Source organism: Vibrio sp. 2CM40D, from assembly GCF_023161825.1.
Taxonomy (GTDB): domain Bacteria; phylum Pseudomonadota; class Gammaproteobacteria; order Enterobacterales; family Vibrionaceae; genus Vibrio; species Vibrio alginolyticus.
The window spans coordinates 89,307-110,567 of record NZ_JALNTL010000002.1 but is presented as its reverse complement, the minus strand read 5'-3'; the positions used below and the strand labels follow the sequence as shown (position 1 = coordinate 110,567).

Genomic DNA, 21,261 nt, shown 5'->3' with positions numbered 1-21,261 from the left:
ACTTACTGACAAGGATTCGGACTGCTGGGTACTTACACTAGTGTTGAATTCATTGAAAGGAAGAAAAACATGAAAGCGATCTACAAATCAGTTTTGGCATTGAGTGTTTTTGCGGTCGGTTCTGCCCATGCATTTGAACTCGTGAGTAGAGATATTCAAGAAGGCCACCCGATGGCGAAGACATTTGAATACTCTGGTTGGGGATGTGATGGCGGGAATCAATCACCACAATTGATGTGGAAAGAAGCTCCAAAGGGCACAAAAAGTTTTGCGATCACCGTGTATGACCCCGACGCGCCAACAGGCAGTGGTTTTTGGCATTGGATAGCGTTTAATATTCCATCCACCGTTAGCGAACTGCCTCGAGGCATTGATATGAACAAGTTAGGCGGCAAAGAATCTCGTATTGACTACGGCACAACGGGGTTCGGCGGCGCGTGTCCTCCAAAGAATGATGGGATGCATCGTTACCAGTTTACGGTGTGGGCATTGCCAACTGAAGAACTGAATTTGGATGAAAACACGCCACCAGCCATTGTAGGGTTTACTTTGAATAGTGTTGCTTTGGGTAAAGCGACATTAACCACGACTTACACGCGATAATTGAATATAAGGGGAGAGAATGGGTCACCAATATCAGGTTACGCTGTTTCGTGCGGAGCAGCAGCAGAAGCTTCGTAATGTCAGGATTCACTCCCCAAGCCTTATTCAGATTGTTAAGGGGAGTAAACATCTTTTCTGGAAAGATGAAGTACTCGACATCCATCATCCAAATATCATGCTTTGTGAAGCAAATGCATCCCTAAATTTTGAAAATCTTCCTCTACAAGGGCGATTTCTTTCTCGAATGTTCAGTTTTCACTGTGTGCCTAGCGATGAAATGTTGGAGCTAAGCATGAGTAACGCATTAGGAAACTATGTACCCGTTGTTGAGACAGATAAAGCATTGCAAGCGACGTTAAATGCTTTGTTTTCGTTTGAGCGGGAAAGCTTAAGTGAAGCGACACAACGCTATTGGATTATGGGCCTATATCAGCAGCTAGCTGAGAGAGGGTTATTGCATCGGTTGTTCTCGAGTTCACATATCTCTTTTAGTCAGAAACTTAGTCGTTACTTATCGCGCTCTCCAGGGGAGGAGCATCCATTAGATATGGTCGCGGGGCACTTTGCTATGAGCCGAGCAACATTGATACGAAAACTGAAACAAGAAGGTACCCAGTATCGTGAAGTATTGGCGGAAGTGCGCTTAAATCACGCACTTTACTTGATGCAAAATGGCTCGTATAACGTTGCTATGCTCGCACAGTTGTGTGGTTATCAGTCAGAGGGGCGTTTTAGCCAACGCTTTAAAAGTAAGTTCGGCCTAACGCCCAGCGAGTATATTAAAACGGTAGTGAGTTAATGTTTTACCGCTTTTGTATTTTTTGTGCTTTTTAGGTTAGCCATAATATTTGGCTTTCATTCGCAATGCTACATTCACCAAAGCAATCAATACCGGCACTTCGATCAGCGGGCCAATGACACCAGCAAAAGCTTGGTCTGAGTTTAGGCCAAACACCGCGATAGAAACCGCAATTGCCAATTCAAAGTTGTTGCCTGTTGCCGTGAAAGCAATTGACGCGTTTTTGTCGTAGTCAATGCCCATTTTCTTACCAACGAAGAAGCTGACAAAGAACATCAACACAAAGTAGATAGCCAGTGGAATTGCTACACGGAATACATCCATTGGCAGCTCAAGAATCATTTCACCTTTCAAGCTGAACATCAGCACGATGGTCGCAAGCAGGGCGATAAGCGTAATTGGTGAAATGCGTGGGATGAACACGTCGTTGTACCATTGTTCACCTTTCGCAGCGACCAGCCATTTGCGGCTCAGGAAGCCCGCTAGGAATGGGATACCAAGGTAAATCAGAACGCTTTCCGCGATGTCCATCATCGAGATATCAACCACGAAACCTTCGTAACCAAAGACTGGTGGCAACACAGTGATGAATAACCATGCCATCACACTGTAAGTCACGATTTGGAAAGCGCTGTTTAATGCAACTAGAGCTGCACCGTATTCTTTGTTACCGCCACCGATATCGTTCCATACCAATACCATGGCAATACAACGAGCAAGACCGATCAGAATGATACCAACCATGTAACCCGGATGATCACCTAGGAAAGTCAATGCAAGGATGAACATTAAAATAGGGCCGACAATCCAGTTCATGACTAAAGACAGCGTGATCGCTTTTTTATCTTTCGTCACTGTACCTAGCAGGTTGTAGTTCACCTTTGCTAGTGGCGGGTACATCATCAAAATCAAACCAATCGCGAGCGGTACGTTCGTGCTGCCGACTGACATTGACTCATTCCACTCAGCAACTTGAGGGAACGCTGCGCCAATACCTACACCGATTGCCATTGCGACAAAAATCCACACCGTTAGGTAACGGTCCAAGAAGCTCATTTTGTCGCTGGCACTATTTAAAACTTGAGTAGTCATAGTGTTCTCTTATTCGTTTATCGTCGAAAAGCGATAGTTGAAGGTATAGTTTATCTCTGCACGCCTGACCAGCGTGCAAAGGGAATCAATCAAATAACTTGGAAAAGCCTAGATTGAACTGATCAAACGCGTCGCGTTGAATGCGGTAACACACCTTAGGTGGGTTTGGCTCGGCGCTGATAAAGCCTGCTTGCTTGAGAATACGCAAGTGCTCGGAAACAGTAGATTGCGCAAGACCCAGTTCAGAAACCAAATCACTGTTCAAACAACCGCCCATGGTATCGAGCGTGTGCAGGATATGCAGAATGCGCAAACGTGCTGGATGCGACAAAGCTTTTGCTTGCGCTGCTAGAGTTTGTTCTTTCTCGAGCTGTTGTTGCGTTGTCTGAAAAACGACTTCGCACGTGTCCTTGCACTTATCACTCATTCGCTGGCCTTAATAGTTAATCGTCGAATTGCGATAAAGTGTACGCCTGCTCTGTGGAAGATGCAACAAATCGATGAAAAAATTAATCGTGAAATAACGATGAATAAAAAGTTGAAAAAATATATCTTTTAAAAACAGTGATATAATTAAAAATTAAGCAGGTTACTAAAAGTTAACTAATTGCACTATATTTCTAGGTTACCATAATAAACCACATCCGACGCACAATGGTTACTGCGTCATCTTGTGAACTTATTTAAAGGTAATCCCATGAGCAACGTACTGATCATCAATGCACACGAACCATCACCATATTCAGAAGGTCGTCTAAATGCTTCTCTTGTCGACAAAGCACAGACGCTTCTGCAAGCAAAAGGCCATGAGGTTCGCGTTGTGACAATGCAAGATGAGATCAACGTAGATGAGCAACTCGCACACTTTGAATGGGCTGATCGCGTGATCATCCAAAGCCCAATCAACTGGATGTCTGTGCCTTGGTCATTCAAAAAATACATGGACGACGTGTTTACTGCGGGTATGGGCGGCGCACTGTGTGCATTTGATGGCCGTAGCGCAGAAGAACCAAAGAAAAACTATGGTACAGGCGGTACTCAAACCAACAGCAAATACATGCTTTCACTGACATTCAACGCGCCAGAAGAATCGTTTGATGATGAGAGCGAATACCTATTCCAAGGTAAAGGCGTGGATGATTTGATGTTCCACATGCACGCTAACTTCCGCTTCTTTGGTATGTCAGCACTGCCTACATTCGCTTGTTACGACGTGATGAAGAACGCAGATATCGAAAACGATTTTGTTCGTTTCGAAGCTCACATTAACGAAAACTTCTAATCCTTTTAGAAAGATAGTGCGAACTGAATGATGAATTGAGATGGACTGCTACATGCGGTCCATTTTTATTTGTTTGCGGCGAGGTGACGTTTTTATTACTCTAAAGCACTAAATGTATCTAGCTTACTTTTCGTTACCTAGATTAGGTGCGTATCTTGAGGTGTATTGTGGAAAGCAGAATCAGTGTAGATAGCAAAGGTCGTAAGTCAGTGGTGAACGTATGTGCGGAGCCATGTGCTATCGAGAAAGGGATGCGTCTAATTGGTGGTAAATGGAAAGGTTCTCTGATTTATCATTTGAAAGACGGCCCAGTTCGTTTCAATGACTTAGCACGCATGCTAGGCGGTGCAAGTAAAAAGATGATCGACCAACGCCTGAAAGAGCTAGAAGCGGAAGGTATGGTGGTGCGCAAAGTGATCAGCGACCGCCCAATTGCCGTAAGCTATGAACTAACAGAGTTCGGCCGTACCGCACTTAAGATTCTTGATGATTTGCGAATTTGGTCTGAAAAGCATCAAATTGAGCTTCGTTAAGACCAAAGTAGTTAATCGCAAACGTTACTCTCTTTTGAAAGCTGATTAACAATACATCGCCGTTTATACCCAAGTAACTTAGATGTGCTTCATTCAAATCGTAATTTGTTTCGTAAAACAACGTACTCTTTCGAGTCAGGCATATCGAGGCTACTTGAGCATAATCGTACTTTTTAAGTTTTTGATTTCTAGTTATTATTTTATCATACTTAGTAAGTTGTAGAATAAATCACTCACTTCAGTTGAATTTAAAAAAGCACTATTTAATTCCAGTTTCTTTTCAAAATCGGAATATTTATCGAATTCCTCTTTCTCAACTAAACCTATTGGTGAGTTGTCGTTAACGTGGCTTTCATATTTTTTGATGGTATATAATTTAGACTTTTCGTCAAAATATTGAATTATCTTAATGTTAACGTCAGGTCTCTCCGTATTATACGTGATCGTAATTTTTTCATAATCTTTATTAATCGGAGTCGTAAGCCCTGTAGGGTAGATGATTTTAAACCCATTAATGTCATTCTTCTTCGTGCTTTTATAATGTTTTGAGTATGAAAAGTTTTCAATTGCACTTTTAGTGACGATAATTGACTCACCTTTCTTTAAACCGTATTCGGTACATTCATAATCGTCGACAACCGTAGAATTTCTTTTCTTTTCAATCAGGTAGGACAAGGTTGCAGATGTCCCTCCGTGTTCCAGTTTTTGTTGGTTTACAGAACAATAGAAATGACCTTTGTCCACCGTCATTGCGTTGACTTGTTCCGGATTTGAAATGGTGGGATGTATATCTTTTGCTGGATCGTTGTCGCTTCCTCCTGAACCGCATCCAACTAATCCGATACAAACGGCCATATAAAGCAAAGAGATTTTATTCATACTGTATTTCTCAATTAAGATGTGTGATTGCAAATAACGATTAATTATATTTATATAAAGTGAAAATTTTTATTTTTAATTGAACGGTGTTTTATTGATAATTTAATCGTTTGCTTTTATTTTGTATCTTACGGTATCTATGTTTTCATTTATGGTATGAATTATTAGAATTGCACAATTGTGAGTTGCAATAGGATAATAATCGCTAGCCAACTACTTGTGTAGGTACCGTTATGATTTATGTATCCGTTAAGTCTAAGTTTTTAGTCTTAATTTCATGTATTTATCGTGAAAGTGACTTAGAAGTAAATACTTAACGTCGTTTGAGGGGAGCCTGGACTTCACTGATCTTGTTTTTCATCAAGACGTTGTATAATGAACAAGGACTCTATTTCCAACTTGTTGATACATATCAGATCTCACGGATCTGATATGCATTCCAAGTTATTCTCACTAAGGCAAGAATCCTAGCTTATTTAAGGATAGAAAGTTTACTTGGGTGTAGAAGATATTAGTAATCCAATGTGCCACGGATAGGGTAGTTATTGTTTGGATCGCGAATCCATGCCAATCCGCGTGATAGCGCGCCAAGCTCAGGGCGAACAAACGGGTTGTTTGAAATATCCACCACGTGTAAGTCGCCGTGTTCATTCACCACAAACAGACCTGGTTCTGCGAAATTATGATCGGTTTCCTGTTCAGATCGAGGAATAGATACATACAAGCCTAGCGTTTTCATTTGTTCTTCGGTCAGGCCGTAAGCGATAGAGAAGCTGATTTCGAGTTTCTCTAGATGCCCCTCTAGCTGTGCTTTTGAGTCGCCAGAAACGGCAAGAATATCGACGCCAGCATCAGCGAAAGCCTGTTTGTAACTCTCAAGCTCGTTGAGGTACTTAGTACAAAGAGGGCAGTGTTTACCACGATAAACGAATACTGCTTGCCAAGTCGCATCACCTTGCGGCTGACCCAACGTTACGCTTGAACCATCTAGCAAAGTGGCTTGAAGATGAGGGAAGCTGTCGCCCGCTTTAAGTTTCACTGAAGTTGCCATATTGACTCCCGAATTGGTGGTGTATATCCATGAATGCCCCTTTCTCAACAAAGCGATTGGGGGATGAGACTTCAATGTAGACTCTGTTTTGCGGTGTTTCAACTAGTTAACTTTTAGTAACCTGCAATAAGGTAGTAGAGTGCAAAAGATGAAAAAGCAGAACTTAAGATACAACGAAGTGGGGGTGTAGTATCAGGAGCTAAGTTCTGCTTGAGGTTAGGCTATGACCACTGGAACATATCGTTAAGATAAACCAGAGTCATCACTTCTATTTTATTACTCGATTGAGCTAGGCGTTGCTGAAAAAAGTACGCCATCATTGGCTTCTTCATTTCTTCCTCCTTTAGCTGACGAGTAAATTATGTGTATAAAAGGGGATATAAAAAAGAGAGTGCTTTTGTTGGCTTTTTTCCTAATAACCTAAATATATGGGGCTTTAAAGCCGAATTTGGAGGTTAATTGTGGAAAAGGGGAACAGATAATTAGGAAGTTTTCTTATTTTATTACCGCCAACTTAAGTAAACTATTCCTATCCACAAACTTCACAGATCTAAGGTTGATTCAGTGTCTGATCTCAATTTGTTTCGCTATTACCAACGATTACTCTCGTTTAGCGTTGGTGATGAAACAAAAACCACGTTACAGGACATTGCCGACATCATGTTCACTTCTTCTCGGCATGCTCGTAGCTTGCTAACGCAGATGCAGCAGAAGGCGTGGTTGAGCTGGCACCCGAAAGCTGGGCGGAACCAACGATCGACTCTTATTCTGAATATGGAGTTAGACGTTTTAAAAGAGAGCTTGGCTCTTGAACGTATCAAGTTAGGCAAGTATGAAAAAGCACTGGCGATATTAGATGAAGACGAAATGGCATTTGGCCGTTTGTTAAAAACAACGTCTGGTGCTTCTGTTCAAGAAGGACAGCTCAATATTCAATTAACCTATAAGCGAATGTTTGAGCGCGTCGTTCCACATCAACTTCAGCGTAGCAGCGAACGTTTCTTATTAAGGCAAATCTATTGTTGCTTAGTTTCGAGTGATCACAATGGGAAAGTGCAACCAGAACTCGCACATCACTGGCGTTATGACGAAGACACCTACGAATGGACTTTCTACCTTCGTCCAGGTCTGACTTTTCATAATGGTAATTCCATTGATGCAGAAACAGTGGTTAGCTTGTTTGCAAAGTTGAGTTCACTACAGTATTACGAAAAAGAGTTGGCACATGTTGCTAACATTACTGCGCCAACGCCATTGAAGGTTGTTTTTAAGCTTAATCGAGCTGACTTGGGCTTTGCTGGACTTATTTCTGGTGTGAAATACGGCATTCAACCAGTAAGCCAAGTTAACGTAGCGAATAACAAGCTGGTGGTCGGAAGTGGCCCATTCTCTGTTGTCGAGCACAATGAAAGTCGTTTAAAACTGCAAGCATTTAATGGTTACTATGCATGTAGAGTTCTAACGGATTTGGTGACTATCTGGATTGTTGATGACGAGCAAATGGAGAACCCGTCATTGGCAGCAAATACGTTGCAAAGGGATACTTCGCCCGAGGAGGATTTGTGTGGACACTATATGTCGACGCAAAACCGAGAAAACTCATCGGCGAGCAAGCGTAGTCGAATAGAAGATGGTTGCTTATTCGCCTTATTTAATCAGCACGCTAAGCACAAACTCTCTTTAGCGCAGCGCCGTTATATTAGTGAGCTAATTCAACCTGAGCTCTTGGCCGAAGTGATGCGCCGCGAGAATATTGTATTTGGGAGTATACCCGCTCATAACCTGCTACCAGGTTGGAAGCCAGTGCTCCGTCCGTTCAGTGAGCCGCTTAAGTTACCTAAACACATTACGATAGCAGGATATAACTATACCGCGTTGCGTCGCTGTGCGCGGGCTATTTCTAATCGTTTGGTGAGTGTTGGCAGTAAAGTAGAAATTGTTATGTATTCCTACCGTGAGCTGAACGAGAAGGCTAAGAACGGTGAGCTAAATGAGACAATGGTCGTAACGAACATAAACCTAGATGATAATCGTCATGCCTCAGCGTTCACGAACTTCTTCAGCAACGCTGTGCTATTCCACACTTTGGGAGAGAAGAACGCACAATGGTTAGATGAACAACTACAGAGAGTCAGATCTTTCGTTCCACTTGAGGACTACCTTAATGCATTGGAGCCAATTGCATCGACGTTGATCAGCGAATACTGGATTGCACCCATGTTCCACCATACACAAACTTTGCGTTTCCAAGGCGTTTTAGAAGACGTCGCTCTTACTAACTGGGGTTGGCCAGATATTCGCTCGGTGTGGTCGGCGGATTAACTGCTTTAGTTATTGAGCAAAGTGCTGCTTCACAAATTCAATGAAGGCTCTGGTTTTCGCCGATTGATAGATGAGCTGCGGATACACCAAGTAAACCGCGTTGTGCTGGTGGTCGGTTTCTTCCGATAAAACCTGCATTAGACGACCATGTTCAACGTCTTGTTCGACAAAGTAACTTGCTAACCGAGCAATGCCATTACCAGACAGGGCTGATTCTTTGAGTAAGCGGTTTTCATTGCTTGAAAGCCAACCTTGGGTTTGAACTGTTCCCGTTTTTAACGGCCACTCTTTTTGATGCAATGTGGTTAAGCATTGATGCTGTTTTAAATCTGCTAACGTCTCTGGCGTACCTTCTTCTTGCAGATACTGAGGAGAGGCAACCAGCCAGTGGTGGTAGTCCAAAAGGTGATGCGCAATCATATTCTCGGGCGGCGTTCTTGTCGCTCGAAACGCAAAATCAACGCTGGTTTCTGTCAGATTAAACGCTTGATAGCTAGAAAGAATCTCGAACTCTACGTTTGGATGTAAAGCGCGAAACGCCACACACAAATCATGCAGCACCGCTTCGGCAAACATCTTGGGAGCAGTAAGACGAATCAGACCGTCTACTTGCTCAGATTGCTGACTTAAACTCTTTTCCATTTCCATTACGCGGCGTTTGAGATCTTCCGCTTGTGCAAAGATCGATTCACCTTCTGCCGTCAATCTCACGCTGCGTGTGGTTCGAACAATCAAAGGCGTGGCGAGTTCCGATTCCAATCGTTTGATTTGTTCCGACAGGTAACTTTTAGAAATGCCAAGTTGCTCCGCTGCTCTAGAAAAATTGAGTGTTTGAGCCACTTCGGCAAACAGCATCAGTTTTTCGATTCTCTTATAATCTGCCATCTTGATTGCTCGCTTTAATTGTTCGGTAGTGAGGATAATGAATTCGATTTTACGGTATTAAACTAATTTTTACGAACGGTAAGATGGTTCGAGTTAACTTAAGAAATTGAAGATGCAGAAATCGGAAAAGTGAGAATAACGATGAACAATCCAACACTACCGCTCGCCAAAACCTTACCTAACGTTAGCCGCTTGGTCTTCGGCTGTATGGGACTTGGAGGGGAGTGGAATCGCAACCCATTAACCGCCCAAGATGAAAACCAAGCTTATGCCGCTGTCGAGGCTGCATTAGAGGTTGGCATCAATCTCTTTGATCATGCGGATATCTACAAATTCGGTAAGGCAGAAGAAGTGTTTGGGTGCATCTTAGCCAATGACTCAACCTTACGAGAGCGAATTTATCTGCAATCCAAGTGCGGCATCCGTCTAGGAGATGAGCAAGGTGTTAAGCAGTATGACTTCTCTGCCAAATGGGTGACGGCTTCTGTTGAGGGCATTCTTGAGCGCCTTGGCGTGGAAAACCTTGATGTTTTGATGCTGCATCGTCCTGATCCTCTGGTTGAATTTGAAGAACTGGGCACAGCGCTCCAAGCACTGAAACAAGCTGGCAAAGTTAACCACTTCGGTGTTTCTAACATGAACAGTGCTCAAATTGATCTTCTTCAACAAGCAACGGGCGAAATTGTTGTGGCGAACCAGTTGGAAATGAGTCTGGCTAAGTCTGACTTCATCAAGCAAGGCATGGGGCTTCCTTCGTCTGCATCTGACTACGTTGCAGGAATACTGGAACATGCCCGTAAGCACAATATCCAACTGCAAGCGTGGAGCAGTATGGCGCAAGGAAGATTCTCAGAGCGTGGCTTACATTCTGATGATCACAACACCAGACAGACGTCGGAGATGGTGATGGCGCTGGCAGCTGAATATGGCGTGCCGTCAGAGGCGATTGTTTTAGCCTTCTTGACGCGTCATCCAAACCAAATTCAGCCTGTTATTGGGACTGCAAACCCACAGCGTATTCGCGCTTGTGCTCAAGTAGAGAACGTCACGCTATCACGCAGCCATTGGTATGGATTGTTCGAGAAAACCCTTGGTCATGAGATCCCTTAGGAGAGAAAAATGAAATACGTACAAGTTCAAACTCTAATTCAAACGGCATTGGAAATTGCGACTGCTCGCAAGCAAAACATTGCGGTTGCCGTGGTTGATACACATGGAGAATTGCTCGGTTTTGCCCGAATGGATGATGTGAGTGTGCAAGCAGGTTTGTTGGCACAGAACAAAGCTTACACCTCGGCTAGAGACCGTCAGCCTAGCGGCAATCTGGGTGCTTGGGCTCGTGAGACGGGTAAGCAGTTGAGTTATTGGACTGACCCGAAGATCACAGGCTTTATGGGTGGTGTGCCTATAGAACAAGAGGGGAAAATCGTCGGTGCAATTGGTATCAGTGGTTTGGCTGAGCAAGATGATGAAGCACTTGCGATGGAAGTATTAAACGCGCGTTGAGTATAATGTTTATCAGTAGGTGTGATGCTTTGTCCAGCTTTGTACTCACTGTAGGGACTCAAGTTCACAGGCTTCGTCGAGTCACAATGCTATCTAATAGCCTGAAGTAAGCAGAAGTTGAAATCGCGAACTATGATTAATTTATTTGAAAGCTTTGAGGCCTAAATATGTTTCATAAGGTATTCGTTTCGCTATTTTTTGTTCTCCTCTCAGGCTGTGGTACGAGTGACAGCGCGTTAAAAGAGAGCGGTTATGATGAAGCTTATATTCAAGGCTTTCATGACGGTCGGCATAGTGGTATGCAAGAGGCAGGGAATGATTTTGAACACTATATTAAGGACGAAACAAGGTATCAAACCGACTCCGATTATCGACAAGGCTGGGATGCTGGTGAGGTAGAGGGTAACAAGTTACAAAAGCAGGCGACCGCGATAGGACAAGGCATGATTGATAATTCGTATGAAGAACGTGATGTCTTTGATCCTGATAAAGTGGCGAAAGATGCAATAAAAGGCGTTGATACATCGGAATTAAAAAGCCTAGAGTAACGGACTGATATAAAGAATAAAACTCGTCATTTGACGAGTTTTATTTTTGTCTAAACGATTCATGTTTCAACGCTCAACAGGGCATTCATCGTTTGAGTATGAGTAATGTGGTTAATCACCTTTCTTGTTCTTTTGTTCAAGGATTAACGATAACAGGCGAACGAGCAGGGACTGAGCTTCCGGTGAGAGCAATCGCGCCACGGCCGTTAAGTCATTTGCTGTGACATGCTGAACATCACGTACATCTAAGGCAATATCTAGGTCAGTCAAATGAAGCGAACGCAATATGGCACGATATTGTGAGAGTTTAAGATCGGACTCTCCGCGCTCGATCCTTTGATATGTTTTTACGCTCATTCCAGCGATGTTTGCCATTTGCTCACGGGAGAGGCCATTCGATTTTCGTCTTGCGATCAGTGCTTGAATTATAGGGTCTACCTGCATGTGCTCTCCTGAAAGGACAGTTTTGACCTAAACGGAGCAAGAAGTGGACCAGTTTAACCACCACATATTTACCTGCTTTGCAATCAGTATAAAAATAACTGTCTTATAAAAACGTAAATATTTTAGTCAGTTATTAACTCAATGGAAAAGTATCAATCATACAAATCAATAGAAACGAAAGCTTCTATTCGCAAAATGCAACGCATTTTAGATCATTTATTTAGTGAAATTGATCAGCAACATCGTGAGACTAAAGAGAATGTTGTGACACTGATTCAACAGTCACAACAGCGATTGATGAACTACAAAGAGCTTTACCTTCACAAAGAATCGATAAGTGAAGTAGAGTTGCGGATGGCGCATGAAAATATGAGTGAGACTGAGAAGCAGGTCGCCGATATGGGTATTCCAGTGTTAACTTATATCATTGGCGCGCTAGATAAAGCGTATTAACACAGCCGTAAAGTCGGGCGATACAAGATTTATGGAATTTCGATCAATTGATGCCATCTAAAAGAAAGGATGCAAATGCTGGGGAACCACACCCAGCATTCGGACACTCATTTACCTATATTTTCGAACCGTAAATCAGTGTTTAGAGGTATGTGAACCGAACAGTGTCGGTACGCAGCGAATAATAGCGATATTGTCCGATCTAGGCTACGTCCTTGGAATCTAACACCTTCACTTAACCTGTAAATTAATCTGTACACCCAGCCAAATTGAGCCATTGAGCACGTTCTTCCTTTTCTTTAAGCGATAAAAGACTAATTAGTGACGAAAAAAACAACACATCTTAGGTAAAAGATAAGAGTTGTTAAAATATATCGCTATAAGATTGACCTTTTGCTTTTCAATCGTCCTGCTTATGCCTTACAATCTTTTCGAACCAAATCCATTCATAACGAATGGGGTTGATGAATTAAGATGAACAATTTTGCTTCGAACCCAAAGTTGCGCACATTTCATCAGCGATGACATCGCCAAAAATGACTCTCAAGTGTTCATGTGCAAATGATTAACCACCTTTTGTTGCATGTTTTCTTAGCCATACAGGGCTCTTGTAACATAGTGCTCTTGTAACCAAATTTTGACTAAGTCGGAGCGTTTTGTTGTGTGCTTTAGATAAAGCACAACTGGCGAGAAATTAACGGATTGAATTTAGAGGTATTAACCGTGAACCTAAAACTTGTCGGCAGCTCCCTGATCGTTGCAGGTACTGCTCTTGGCGCTGGTATGCTTGCTATACCAATGGTGCTTGCTCAATTTGGCCTCCTTTGGGGCACTCTTCTTATGTTGTTCATCTGGGCTGGAACGACTTATGCTGCGCTGCTCCTTCTTGAAGCCAGTTGCAAAGTCGGTGGTGGTGTGAGCATGAATGCAATTGCTCGCGAAACGCTTGGTAAAGGAGGCCAGTTGGTAACCAACAGCTTGCTTTACGCCCTGTTAGTTTGTCTATTAATGGCTTACATCATTGGTGCGGGTGATCTGGTACAAAAAGTAACAGCCTCAATTGGGCTTCCAACATCCACGATCGCAAGCCAAGTCGGTTTTACTCTTTTAGTTGGTATCATTGTTTCGGCAGGTACAGGGGTAGTAGATAAGCTTAATCGCGGTTTGTTCCTAGGCATGATCGTAGCGCTGATCCTGACACTTTTTGCGCTTGCACCAAGCGTCTCGTTTGAAGGACTTGATGAGGTTGTGAGCGACGATAAAATGGCACTTATCAAAACCAGTTCGGTGCTTTTCACCAGTTTCGGTTTTATGGTCGTGATCCCATCGCTTGTAACTTACAACAAAGAAGCGAGTAAAACACAGCTGCGTAATATGATTATCGTGGGCTCAACTATTCCGCTTGTTTGTTACCTATTATGGTTGTTAGCGGTTGTCGGCAACCTACCACCTCATGAGCTTGTTCAATACTCCAACGTAACAGAGTTGATCTCGGTACTAGGTCAGCAATACGAGGGCTTAGAGTTCATCCTATCCATGTTTACTGGTTTGGCACTACTAACGTCGTTCTTAGGTGTTGCGATGGCGCTATACGATCAAAATGCAGACCTACTGAAAGCAAGTAAGCCAGTGATTTTTGTTACTACTTTTGTGCTACCACTATTAGGTGCTGTATTTGCGCCAGAACACTTCCTAGCTATTCTCAGCTACGCGGGGATTATTCTTGTGTTTCTCGCGGTCTTTGTTCCATTATCAATGACCATGAAAGTGCGCCGAGTGCCGGTAGAAGATGACAATATTTATGAAGCTGGTGGCGGCGCAATGGGAATGAGCATGATCTTCCTATTCGGCTGTTTCTTGCTGTTTGCCCAAGCAGTATAAAATCACGCTAGCTTATTTAAAAACTGAGCCGCTCGTAGTCAAACGGGCGGCTTTTTTGTATTCATAGCCGAACCCAGGCCACTCGAAGTCATCAGCATTTGTGATGTTTGACGTTTCTCTGATAATCACGGTTAGCGCTGACTTTTTAGTAAAACTCCTTAGCGAAAGGCTGACATGTACAGTGATTCACCCTTCTATTATATCGATGTTGATATGAATAAGAGGCTCTGTTGTGTCAAAGCAATTATCTTTTGCCATGGTTGGCGTTATGTTGTCTTTAGGTGTGTTGAGTACAGAAGCGGTGGCTGACCCGAAGCATAAGCATAGACATCGGTACGATCACCATCATGCTCATCACCACCATCATAAACACAAGCGCAAGCACAAGCATAAACACAAACATCGTGACGTTATTTATGTGGAGACCAGACGACCAAGGCGCAGTTACTATTACCATGACCGAATTCCTCGGAATAGTACCTACATAAAGATTGGAGATTTCACTTATCTAAAAGTGGACGACCGTTATTATCGCCGTTCTAATGATCGCTATATCCATGTCGAGTTCAATTAAACTTGAAAGGGCACATAGTCGGCGTTCTTGTAATGTTGAGCTTAATAGCAACAACATGGCACATGTAACATCGACCAATACTAGGGTTGAGGGTTAAAAACAAAAACAGCGAGCCGGTGCTCGCTGTTTTTGCTTAGATGAGTGTTAGACAGTAAATCTATTTAAGATTTGATCTTGTTTATGTACATCTTCTTGTTGCGCCTGCATCGCGTCGTTGGTTCGATTTGCCGATTCGGCGACTTGAGTCGATAGGTCTTTAATATTCACCGTATTGTTGTTGATCTCTTCAGCGACAAGGCTTTGCTCTTCCGCTGCTGAGGCAATTTGCAAGTTCATATCGGAAATACGCTGAATCGCGTCACGAATGCGTTGTAACGCACTATTTGCTAAACCCGCTTTTTCAACGGCCTCTATAGCACTACCTTTGCTTTGATGCATGGCATTTGCCACAGATGAAGCGCCAGATTGTAGTTGCTCAATCATAGTACGAATCTCTGTTGTCGACTCTTGAGTACGTTGTGCCAGTGTACGTACTTCATCTGCAACAACGGCGAAGCCTCGGCCAGATTCTCCCGCACGTGCAGCCTCGATTGCGGCATTCAACGCGAGTAAGTTTGTTTGGTCCGCAATATCGTTGATGACTTTTAGAATCGTTTCGATATTGGCGGTAGCAGATTCCAACACTTGTACTTCTTCGACTGCAAGGTCAATGCTATCGGAAAGCATGTTTATCGTTTGTGTCGATTCACCAACGATAGAAGACCCCTCAACCGTTGCTTGGTCGGCTTCTTTAGCTGCACTTGCCGCACCTTGCGCATTATTAGCAACCTCTGTCGCGGTGACAGACATCTCATGCATCGCGGTAGCAAGTTGTTCTAGCTCTTGCAGCTGAGTGTGAATTGCGCCTGCCGAGTCTTTTGCGCCCTCAGCGGTGATTTGAGTTCCGTTTAAAATTTGATCAGAAATACGTTTCGACTCAATGATTTGCTGTTGTAAGTTCTCCATGAACGTATTGAAGTTTGTGGCAAGCTCAGAAAACTCTTGGTCAGTATCTGTTTCGAGGCGTTGTGTAAGGTCGCCTTTCCCTGATGCTACATCTTTAATCGCATTGTTTAGCGTGTCCAAAGGACGCATGAGAGTGCGAATCAACAGAGTTAGGGCGATAATAGATGCAATCACGGCAATGATTGAATAAATAATAGCGTTGTTACGAAGCTCTCCTACGGCAGAATAGGCAACAGCTTCATCGATCACCGAACCTACGTACCAGTTCTCGCCAGGAATGTGAGTCAGGTTAACCATGTAGCGGTTGCCATCAATCTCAACATGTTGTGCTGATTGCGTAAGTTCGATTTGCGGGAGGTAGCTACCGACTTTCTCGCCGTTATACTTACTTTGAGGGTGAGCAATGGTTGTGCCATCAGCGGTGATCAGAAATAAGTAACCAGCATCAAACAGATTCACTTGGTTGACCAGATCAGAAAGGGTAGTTAATTCGAGGTCATAAAACATACCGGCTAAAAACTGGCCATTTTCTTTTACTGGCGTACCAACAGAGATGATAACGTTTTTCGAAGACGCATCGACGTACGGATCGGTTACGACCAAATCGCCTTTGCTCTTAGCTGCAATAAACCAAGGACGCTGACGTGGGTCGTAGTCTGGACCCGCATCCCAGCCGTCGTCATTTTCAATCACAAAGCCATTACTTTCATAACCAAAACCGATGGCAAGGAAGCTGCTTTTTGGCGTGGGTCTTTCAAGTATGTTTTGAACATAGCTATGTGAACTGGGATCAAGCTCAATCACTTCAGTAATGGAGCGAGCGAGATCCTTCTTTGCATTCATTTCTGATTGCACAGTGTTACCAACACTGGTCAATATCTCGTTTACACTTGAGTCGATTTGCTCCTGAGTTTGGGAGCGGATGGTCATAACTTGTTGTGTCGACAATAACGACACGGTAATTAGCAGCAAAAATGAAGAGGCTGTGACAACCTTATGTCTGAATTTCATGAGCTTTCCTCTGATTCTCCCGGTTGGTTCCACTTTGCTTTCGCCTCTTTTAAACCGAGCGAATTGGGCGTAAAGAGAAACCTATTGTGTTTGGTTATATTTTTATCGACATCTTTGTCAAAAACATGAACTCATTTGTCGTCTTTTTTAACTAAATTTAAACAAACCGACAATTTACGTTAAAACTTGTGAGTGTGATCATGTTTGCGAGCTCAATTAATGAAATCGTCATAATGAAAAGAATTGCTTAACAAACAGTGGCATTAACTGGCTTTACAGGTGAGGTGATGAAAATTTTGTTGGTGCTGAAAGGTGTTTTGTTGAAGTTTTGTCTTTGTAAATTATGAGCTTTTTACTAAAAGCCTAATGTGGACGGAGTTTTAGGTATAAAAAAGGCCCCGACGATGCGGAGCCTTTGTTAATTGACGTCTCGATTTTAGAAAATAAGATGAGCAACGCCAGCAATCACAGGTAACGTGATTAACGTACGTAAAATGAAAATTACGAAGAGCTCTACAATGTTTACTGGAATTTTGCTGCCTAACAGTAGGGCACCTACTTCCGACATGTAGATAAGCTGAGTTACTGACATTGCTGCAATAACAAAACGTGTCATTTCGTTATCGATTGAGGCCGCTAAAATTGCTGGAATAAACATATCCGCAAAGCCAACAACGATTGTCTGTGATGCTGCAACAGCTTCAGGGACTTGCAGTAGCTCTAGGTATGGGATAAACGGTTGACCCAGAATTGCAAATACAGGTGTGTATTCTGCAATCACCAATGCAACGGTACCAAGACCCATCACTACAGGTAATACGCCAAATACCATGTCGACTGCGTTGTGTACGCCTTCTTTAAATACAGACTGAACCGATGTGACTTGACCAGCACGCTTAAGAGCTAGATCCATACCCCAAGAGAATGTGGTGTGGCCTTCTGGCACTGCATCTGCGTCTTTATCAGGGTTGCTGCCGTCAATGTAGCGATCTTTCTTCAGACTAAGCGGAGGCAGGCGAGGAATGACAATCGCAGCTACGATACCAGCTAGACAGATAGCGCCGTAGAAAGGCAAAAATAAGTGCTCTAGTTTTACCTGAGCGATAACAACTAAGCTAAACGTGATCGATACTGCTGAGAAAGTGGTCCCGACAACAGCCGCTTCACGCTGAGTATAGAACTTATTTTCGTATTGCTTGCTGGTTAGCAAGATACCAACACTTCCGTCGCCTAACCAAGATGCCATACAGTCAATTGCACTGCGGCCAGGTAGGTTGAATACCGGACGCATTATTTTACTGAGTAACGCACCAAATAGCTCCAGAAGACCGAAGTTCAAAAGAAGCGGAAGCAGTAAACCCGCGAAAATGAAAACGGCAAACAGAGTAGGTAGGAGACCAGTAAGAACAAGCCCGCCAGTGTTCTCTTCCCAAATTGCTTTTGGACCCACTTGGAAAAACGTCATTAACACGGCAGCGCCGCCGATTAAACGAACAACGAGCCAAAGTGGAGATGGGTTGAAGAGACCGTTTAAAAAACCATTACGTAAAATTGCAGCTGGCTTAAAAATTTTGCAAAGAACAGAAGCAACGGCCATGAAAGCGATGATACTGGTGACGATAGCAATCAAGGTATCGCCTAACACCGCTGGGATGACTTTTGCCATCACTGCAACGGGAATGGTTAGGCCGCCATCGTAAGAGATCGGAGCCATAAAGAGTAGAAGACCAATTAGGGAAGGGATGAAAAACATCCAAAAGTTGCCCTTAGGAGCTTCAGTAGCATTAGTGGTGTTATGCATAGTTGTCTCGTGTTACTACTAGTCAATACTTGCCATTTCCATGACATAAATATTCACTAAACATCCGTATTTAATCACAGTTTTGCGGAGGGTACCCGCAAACTGCATCCATTGCAATACTATTCATTAAATACATCTAGTTATTCAGCCGATTTGTCGGGTAATTGGTCAAATAACGTCTAAGTGTATGCGAATATGTTGCTTGTGTTAGAAAATTGTAGCACGAGAGGCGAATTGCGCAGTGAATTATGGGGCGCATTGTGACTGGAATAATAAAATGGTAAACAAATGTGATTTTGATCTGACTAACTTCTTAGCCAGAAATTCAGTTAGCCTTATCTATTCTAAGGTTTTTAGCAGTGTCAAAATGCCGTTCAGCGTTTCTTGTACCGTGGTAGTGTGAACCTGTTGAGCTAAATCCGATTGAAGTATGTCGCTTCAATCGGATCGAAATTTTATGCTTTTTGTTGACGGCTAAGTATGTATAGGTAACTCCAGTAAATCAGAGCTGTAGAAAAAGCCAATATTGCTGGGAAAACCAGCGTATATAAACCATATACCGTAAATAGAGCCGCTCCCGCGACGCCGCCAAACAAAAAGCCAAAGAAAATGAATAGGAATAATTTTGCTTTACGTCGGTCAAATTGACGACCTCTCAAGCTCTCTCCAATCATAATCCCTAGATCGGTGATGATTCCGGTCATATGTGTGGTTCTGACTACTGCGCCGCTAAACGTGGTGATCATTGCGTTTTGTAATCCACATGCTGCTGATGCTAGATATTGGCCGTACAAATCCCCTTGCACCAAAAAGCCCAAGCTGAGTAAGAGCAAGCTCCCTTCTATGCACAGTGCAACACCATATCTTCGCCCTAGTTTTAACGCACTGCTTTCAATAAAAAAGCCGCTAAAGGCAGCGCCAATCAAAAAGCTAAATACGATGAAGAGCAGGTGAATGGAGCTATCCACACCTGTTAGCAAGCTGTTCCCTAGCTGAGTTACGGTTCCCGAAAGATGAGTTATCGCTTGGTGTTGAAAGCCGAGAAGACCAACGGCGTTGACGCAGCCCGCGAGAAGAGCTAGTAGAAACGCGCCATATTCCACCCAACGAGGAAGTCTGGAAATCACAATAAACCCCCACCAAATATTAGGAGCCGATTATAACGCTCACACCGAGTTACGAAACCCTTTACAGTAAAACTCGATTGATCATTCTCAAAAAAATCTCACTTATAGGGCGTTTGTCCGAGCCAAAGTAAATACGTGAACGCGGATTGCTCGCTAGCAGATGTGTTCCGTTGTGCATTCGAAACTCACCCATCCGTGTTTCATTTGTTCATAGACTGAAACCGTAGGTTGGTGGAACTCTTTATCGGTAAATAGACCGACGGGAATGATCATGATTTCTGGGTATGCAGAAACGAACAACCTCATTGTCGTGCCGCAGGATGGACAAAAGTCATACTGAACCTCACTGCCATCATCGCCAATTCGGGTATAGCTAGTGACTTCACCGTTTAAAGTGACGTGCTCTTTTTCAAAGCGAGCTTGTACCCCAAAAACACTGCCAGTTCGTTTTTGGCATTCGAAGCAATGGCAGACAGACGTGTGGGTGGGCTCTCCCTTACAACGGATCTCAACTAAACCGCAGGCGCACTCGCATGTATGAATGGTTTTTGTCATCGTGATTACCTATTTGTCCCAATACACCAATAGACCTAGAGCACAGAGCTTGTGTCACTAGCTCGTTATGAGCTCTGGACTTGAAACTATTTGGATACAATCAGTTTAGTTTAATTTTGAAACACTTGAAGAGGTGAAATCATTTGGGTATACAATGGTATACTCGCTTTTCGTTTATACCTTGAAACAAGGAAGTCTTCATGACTCACAAAAAAATCCTGCCGATACCACTTATTCTACTTATTCCAATCGTTTTATTGGTTGTGGTTGTGATCGCAGGTGTTTATCGTTTTAGTTTGTCTGATGACGAGATCATGGCTAAGTTTCCTCAAACAGAAGTAGAAACTAACGTTATTGTGCAAGAGACGCTTGGGATCACTGCACGTAACCCTTGGACGATCCAAGTACCCGAGCAGGGTGCGGTCACTTTTCTTGATGAGTGGGATAAAGAAAACGGCTATTTGATCGGTGACTATGATTCAGGTACGACAAAAGGTCAGGTACTTGTTCCAACTGCGTCGATTAGCCAGCGTGAGATTGAAGGTGTTTCATGGGTTGTTGCACCGATGATTGTAACGACACAAGGTAGCGGTTCGTTTAACTATGTTGGCTTGTTCAAGTTTGACCCCGTGCCGAGCCGAGTTGTCCTTTTAGACAGTATTTTTGTTGGTGACCGCGTGAAATTTACTCAGCTCGAATGGAAAAGTGATACAACTATCACGCTTTCATATTTAGCGCACGGTGATGATCAAGCAATGGCAGACACGCCAAATCAATTCAATTCATCCACATTACAGCGTGTAGGGAATAACTTACATATGCAACAGTGATGAATTTTTTTTGAGTTCTGTAAAAATTCAGTATTTTCTGCGCTAGATCTCGAAATTTCCTAGTGATTTCTTATTCGGGA

At 43.2% G+C, this 21,261-nt stretch carries 22 protein-coding genes; 12 read left to right on the top strand and 10 right to left on the bottom strand.

Features of this window, described 5'->3' with window-relative positions; all coding sequences use genetic code 11:
• Window positions 1-69 precede the first annotated feature (69 nt).
• On the top strand, window positions 70-603 hold the full coding sequence (locus MTF70_RS03900) for a YbhB/YbcL family Raf kinase inhibitor-like protein (protein WP_005375444.1): 534 nt from the start codon (window positions 70-72) through the stop codon (window positions 601-603).
• A gap of 19 nt (window positions 604-622) precedes the next feature.
• Entirely contained in the window at window positions 623-1,402 is a 780-nt protein-coding gene (locus MTF70_RS03895; RefSeq protein WP_005385142.1) for an AraC family transcriptional regulator, read from the top strand.
• Between the two features lie 36 nt (window positions 1,403-1,438).
• On the opposite strand, the gene arsB is transcribed toward MTF70_RS03895, so the two are convergent.
• Window positions 1,439-2,494 carry an ACR3 family arsenite efflux transporter gene (gene arsB, locus MTF70_RS03890; RefSeq protein ID WP_005385145.1) on the bottom strand — a complete coding sequence of 352 codons (1,056 nt, stop codon included), beginning with the start codon at window positions 2,492-2,494 and terminating at the stop codon, window positions 1,439-1,441.
• Between the two features lie 85 nt (window positions 2,495-2,579).
• Window positions 2,580-2,921 carry a winged helix-turn-helix domain-containing protein gene (locus MTF70_RS03885; protein ID WP_005375451.1) on the bottom strand — a complete coding sequence of 114 codons (342 nt, stop codon included), beginning with the start codon at window positions 2,919-2,921 and terminating at the stop codon, window positions 2,580-2,582.
• A gap of 270 nt (window positions 2,922-3,191) precedes the next feature.
• Between MTF70_RS03885 and MTF70_RS03880 the strand changes: the two genes are divergently transcribed.
• Both MTF70_RS03880 and MTF70_RS03875 read left to right on the top strand, forming a co-directional pair.
• Window positions 3,192-3,776, top strand: a complete 585-nt coding sequence (locus tag MTF70_RS03880) for an NAD(P)H-dependent oxidoreductase (protein WP_017635228.1) — start codon at window positions 3,192-3,194, stop codon at window positions 3,774-3,776.
• Window positions 3,777-3,943: 167 nt separating this feature from the next.
• Window positions 3,944-4,309, top strand: coding sequence for a helix-turn-helix domain-containing protein (locus MTF70_RS03875; protein ID WP_054865851.1), 366 nt, complete (start codon window positions 3,944-3,946; stop codon window positions 4,307-4,309).
• A gap of 195 nt (window positions 4,310-4,504) precedes the next feature.
• On the opposite strand, the gene MTF70_RS03870 is transcribed toward MTF70_RS03875, so the two are convergent.
• Together MTF70_RS03870 and MTF70_RS03865 are read right to left on the bottom strand one after the other, a co-directional pair.
• Window positions 4,505-5,188 (bottom strand): hypothetical protein, encoded by a 684-nt coding sequence (locus MTF70_RS03870; RefSeq protein WP_054865852.1) that lies wholly within the window; start codon window positions 5,186-5,188, stop codon window positions 4,505-4,507.
• A 511-nt stretch (window positions 5,189-5,699) separates the two neighbouring features.
• Window positions 5,700-6,239, bottom strand: a complete 540-nt coding sequence (locus MTF70_RS03865; protein WP_104980833.1) for a redoxin domain-containing protein — start codon at window positions 6,237-6,239, stop codon at window positions 5,700-5,702.
• Between the two features lie 564 nt (window positions 6,240-6,803).
• Between MTF70_RS03865 and MTF70_RS03860 the strand changes: the two genes are divergently transcribed.
• On the top strand, window positions 6,804-8,561 hold the full coding sequence (locus tag MTF70_RS03860) for an SgrR family transcriptional regulator (protein WP_154203956.1): 1,758 nt from the start codon (window positions 6,804-6,806) through the stop codon (window positions 8,559-8,561).
• 9 nt (window positions 8,562-8,570) lie between these two features.
• On the opposite strand, the gene MTF70_RS03855 is transcribed toward MTF70_RS03860, so the two are convergent.
• Window positions 8,571-9,446, bottom strand: coding sequence for a LysR family transcriptional regulator (locus tag MTF70_RS03855; protein ID WP_138939623.1), 876 nt, complete (start codon window positions 9,444-9,446; stop codon window positions 8,571-8,573).
• A gap of 141 nt (window positions 9,447-9,587) precedes the next feature.
• Here MTF70_RS03855 and MTF70_RS03850 point away from each other — a divergent pair, with 141 nt between their 5' ends.
• From MTF70_RS03850 to MTF70_RS03840, 3 genes are all read left to right on the top strand, one after another.
• The gene (locus MTF70_RS03850; protein ID WP_205461306.1) at window positions 9,588-10,556 is read left to right on the top strand and encodes an aldo/keto reductase; all 969 of its coding nucleotides are present in this window, start codon (window positions 9,588-9,590) and stop codon (window positions 10,554-10,556) included.
• Between the two features lie 9 nt (window positions 10,557-10,565).
• Window positions 10,566-10,952: a heme-binding protein gene (locus tag MTF70_RS03845; protein WP_042521512.1), complete on the top strand. Its 387-nt coding sequence runs from the start codon at window positions 10,566-10,568 to the stop codon at window positions 10,950-10,952.
• Between the two features lie 167 nt (window positions 10,953-11,119).
• Window positions 11,120-11,500, top strand: a complete 381-nt coding sequence (locus MTF70_RS03840; RefSeq protein ID WP_005375467.1) for a hypothetical protein — start codon at window positions 11,120-11,122, stop codon at window positions 11,498-11,500.
• Between the two features lie 111 nt (window positions 11,501-11,611).
• On the opposite strand, the gene MTF70_RS03835 is transcribed toward MTF70_RS03840, so the two are convergent.
• A complete protein-coding gene (locus MTF70_RS03835) occupies window positions 11,612-11,944 on the bottom strand; it encodes a helix-turn-helix transcriptional regulator (RefSeq protein ID WP_005375470.1) in 333 nt (110 codons plus the stop codon).
• A 141-nt stretch (window positions 11,945-12,085) separates the two neighbouring features.
• On the opposite strand from MTF70_RS03835, the gene MTF70_RS03830 reads away from it, so the two are divergent.
• The 3 genes from MTF70_RS03830 to MTF70_RS03820 all read left to right on the top strand — a co-directional run bounded on the left by MTF70_RS03830 (window position 12,086) and on the right by MTF70_RS03820 (window position 14,852).
• On the top strand, window positions 12,086-12,397 hold the full coding sequence (locus tag MTF70_RS03830; RefSeq protein ID WP_005375472.1) for a hypothetical protein: 312 nt from the start codon (window positions 12,086-12,088) through the stop codon (window positions 12,395-12,397).
• A 723-nt stretch (window positions 12,398-13,120) separates the two neighbouring features.
• Window positions 13,121-14,278, top strand: a complete 1,158-nt coding sequence (locus MTF70_RS03825) for an aromatic amino acid transport family protein (RefSeq protein WP_005385167.1) — start codon at window positions 13,121-13,123, stop codon at window positions 14,276-14,278.
• Between the two features lie 232 nt (window positions 14,279-14,510).
• Entirely contained in the window at window positions 14,511-14,852 is a 342-nt protein-coding gene (locus tag MTF70_RS03820) for a hypothetical protein (RefSeq protein WP_213871208.1), read from the top strand.
• Between the two features lie 144 nt (window positions 14,853-14,996).
• Here MTF70_RS03820 and MTF70_RS03815 read toward each other — a convergent pair whose 3' ends face one another.
• From MTF70_RS03815 to MTF70_RS03800, 4 genes are all read right to left on the bottom strand, one after another.
• Window positions 14,997-16,868, bottom strand: a complete 1,872-nt coding sequence (locus MTF70_RS03815) for a methyl-accepting chemotaxis protein (RefSeq protein WP_025768473.1) — start codon at window positions 16,866-16,868, stop codon at window positions 14,997-14,999.
• 436 nt (window positions 16,869-17,304) lie between these two features.
• Window positions 17,305-18,669: a YjiH family protein gene (locus MTF70_RS03810; RefSeq protein ID WP_005385171.1), complete on the bottom strand. Its 1,365-nt coding sequence runs from the start codon at window positions 18,667-18,669 to the stop codon at window positions 17,305-17,307.
• A 455-nt stretch (window positions 18,670-19,124) separates the two neighbouring features.
• On the bottom strand, window positions 19,125-19,796 hold the full coding sequence (locus MTF70_RS03805) for a YoaK family protein (protein WP_005375484.1): 672 nt from the start codon (window positions 19,794-19,796) through the stop codon (window positions 19,125-19,127).
• Window positions 19,797-19,949: 153 nt separating this feature from the next.
• Window positions 19,950-20,351 (bottom strand): GFA family protein, encoded by a 402-nt coding sequence (locus MTF70_RS03800; protein ID WP_017635849.1) that lies wholly within the window; start codon window positions 20,349-20,351, stop codon window positions 19,950-19,952.
• A gap of 200 nt (window positions 20,352-20,551) precedes the next feature.
• Here MTF70_RS03800 and MTF70_RS03795 point away from each other — a divergent pair, with 200 nt between their 5' ends.
• Window positions 20,552-21,181, top strand: coding sequence for a hypothetical protein (locus tag MTF70_RS03795; protein WP_054865857.1), 630 nt, complete (start codon window positions 20,552-20,554; stop codon window positions 21,179-21,181).
• Window positions 21,182-21,261 lie beyond the last annotated feature (80 nt).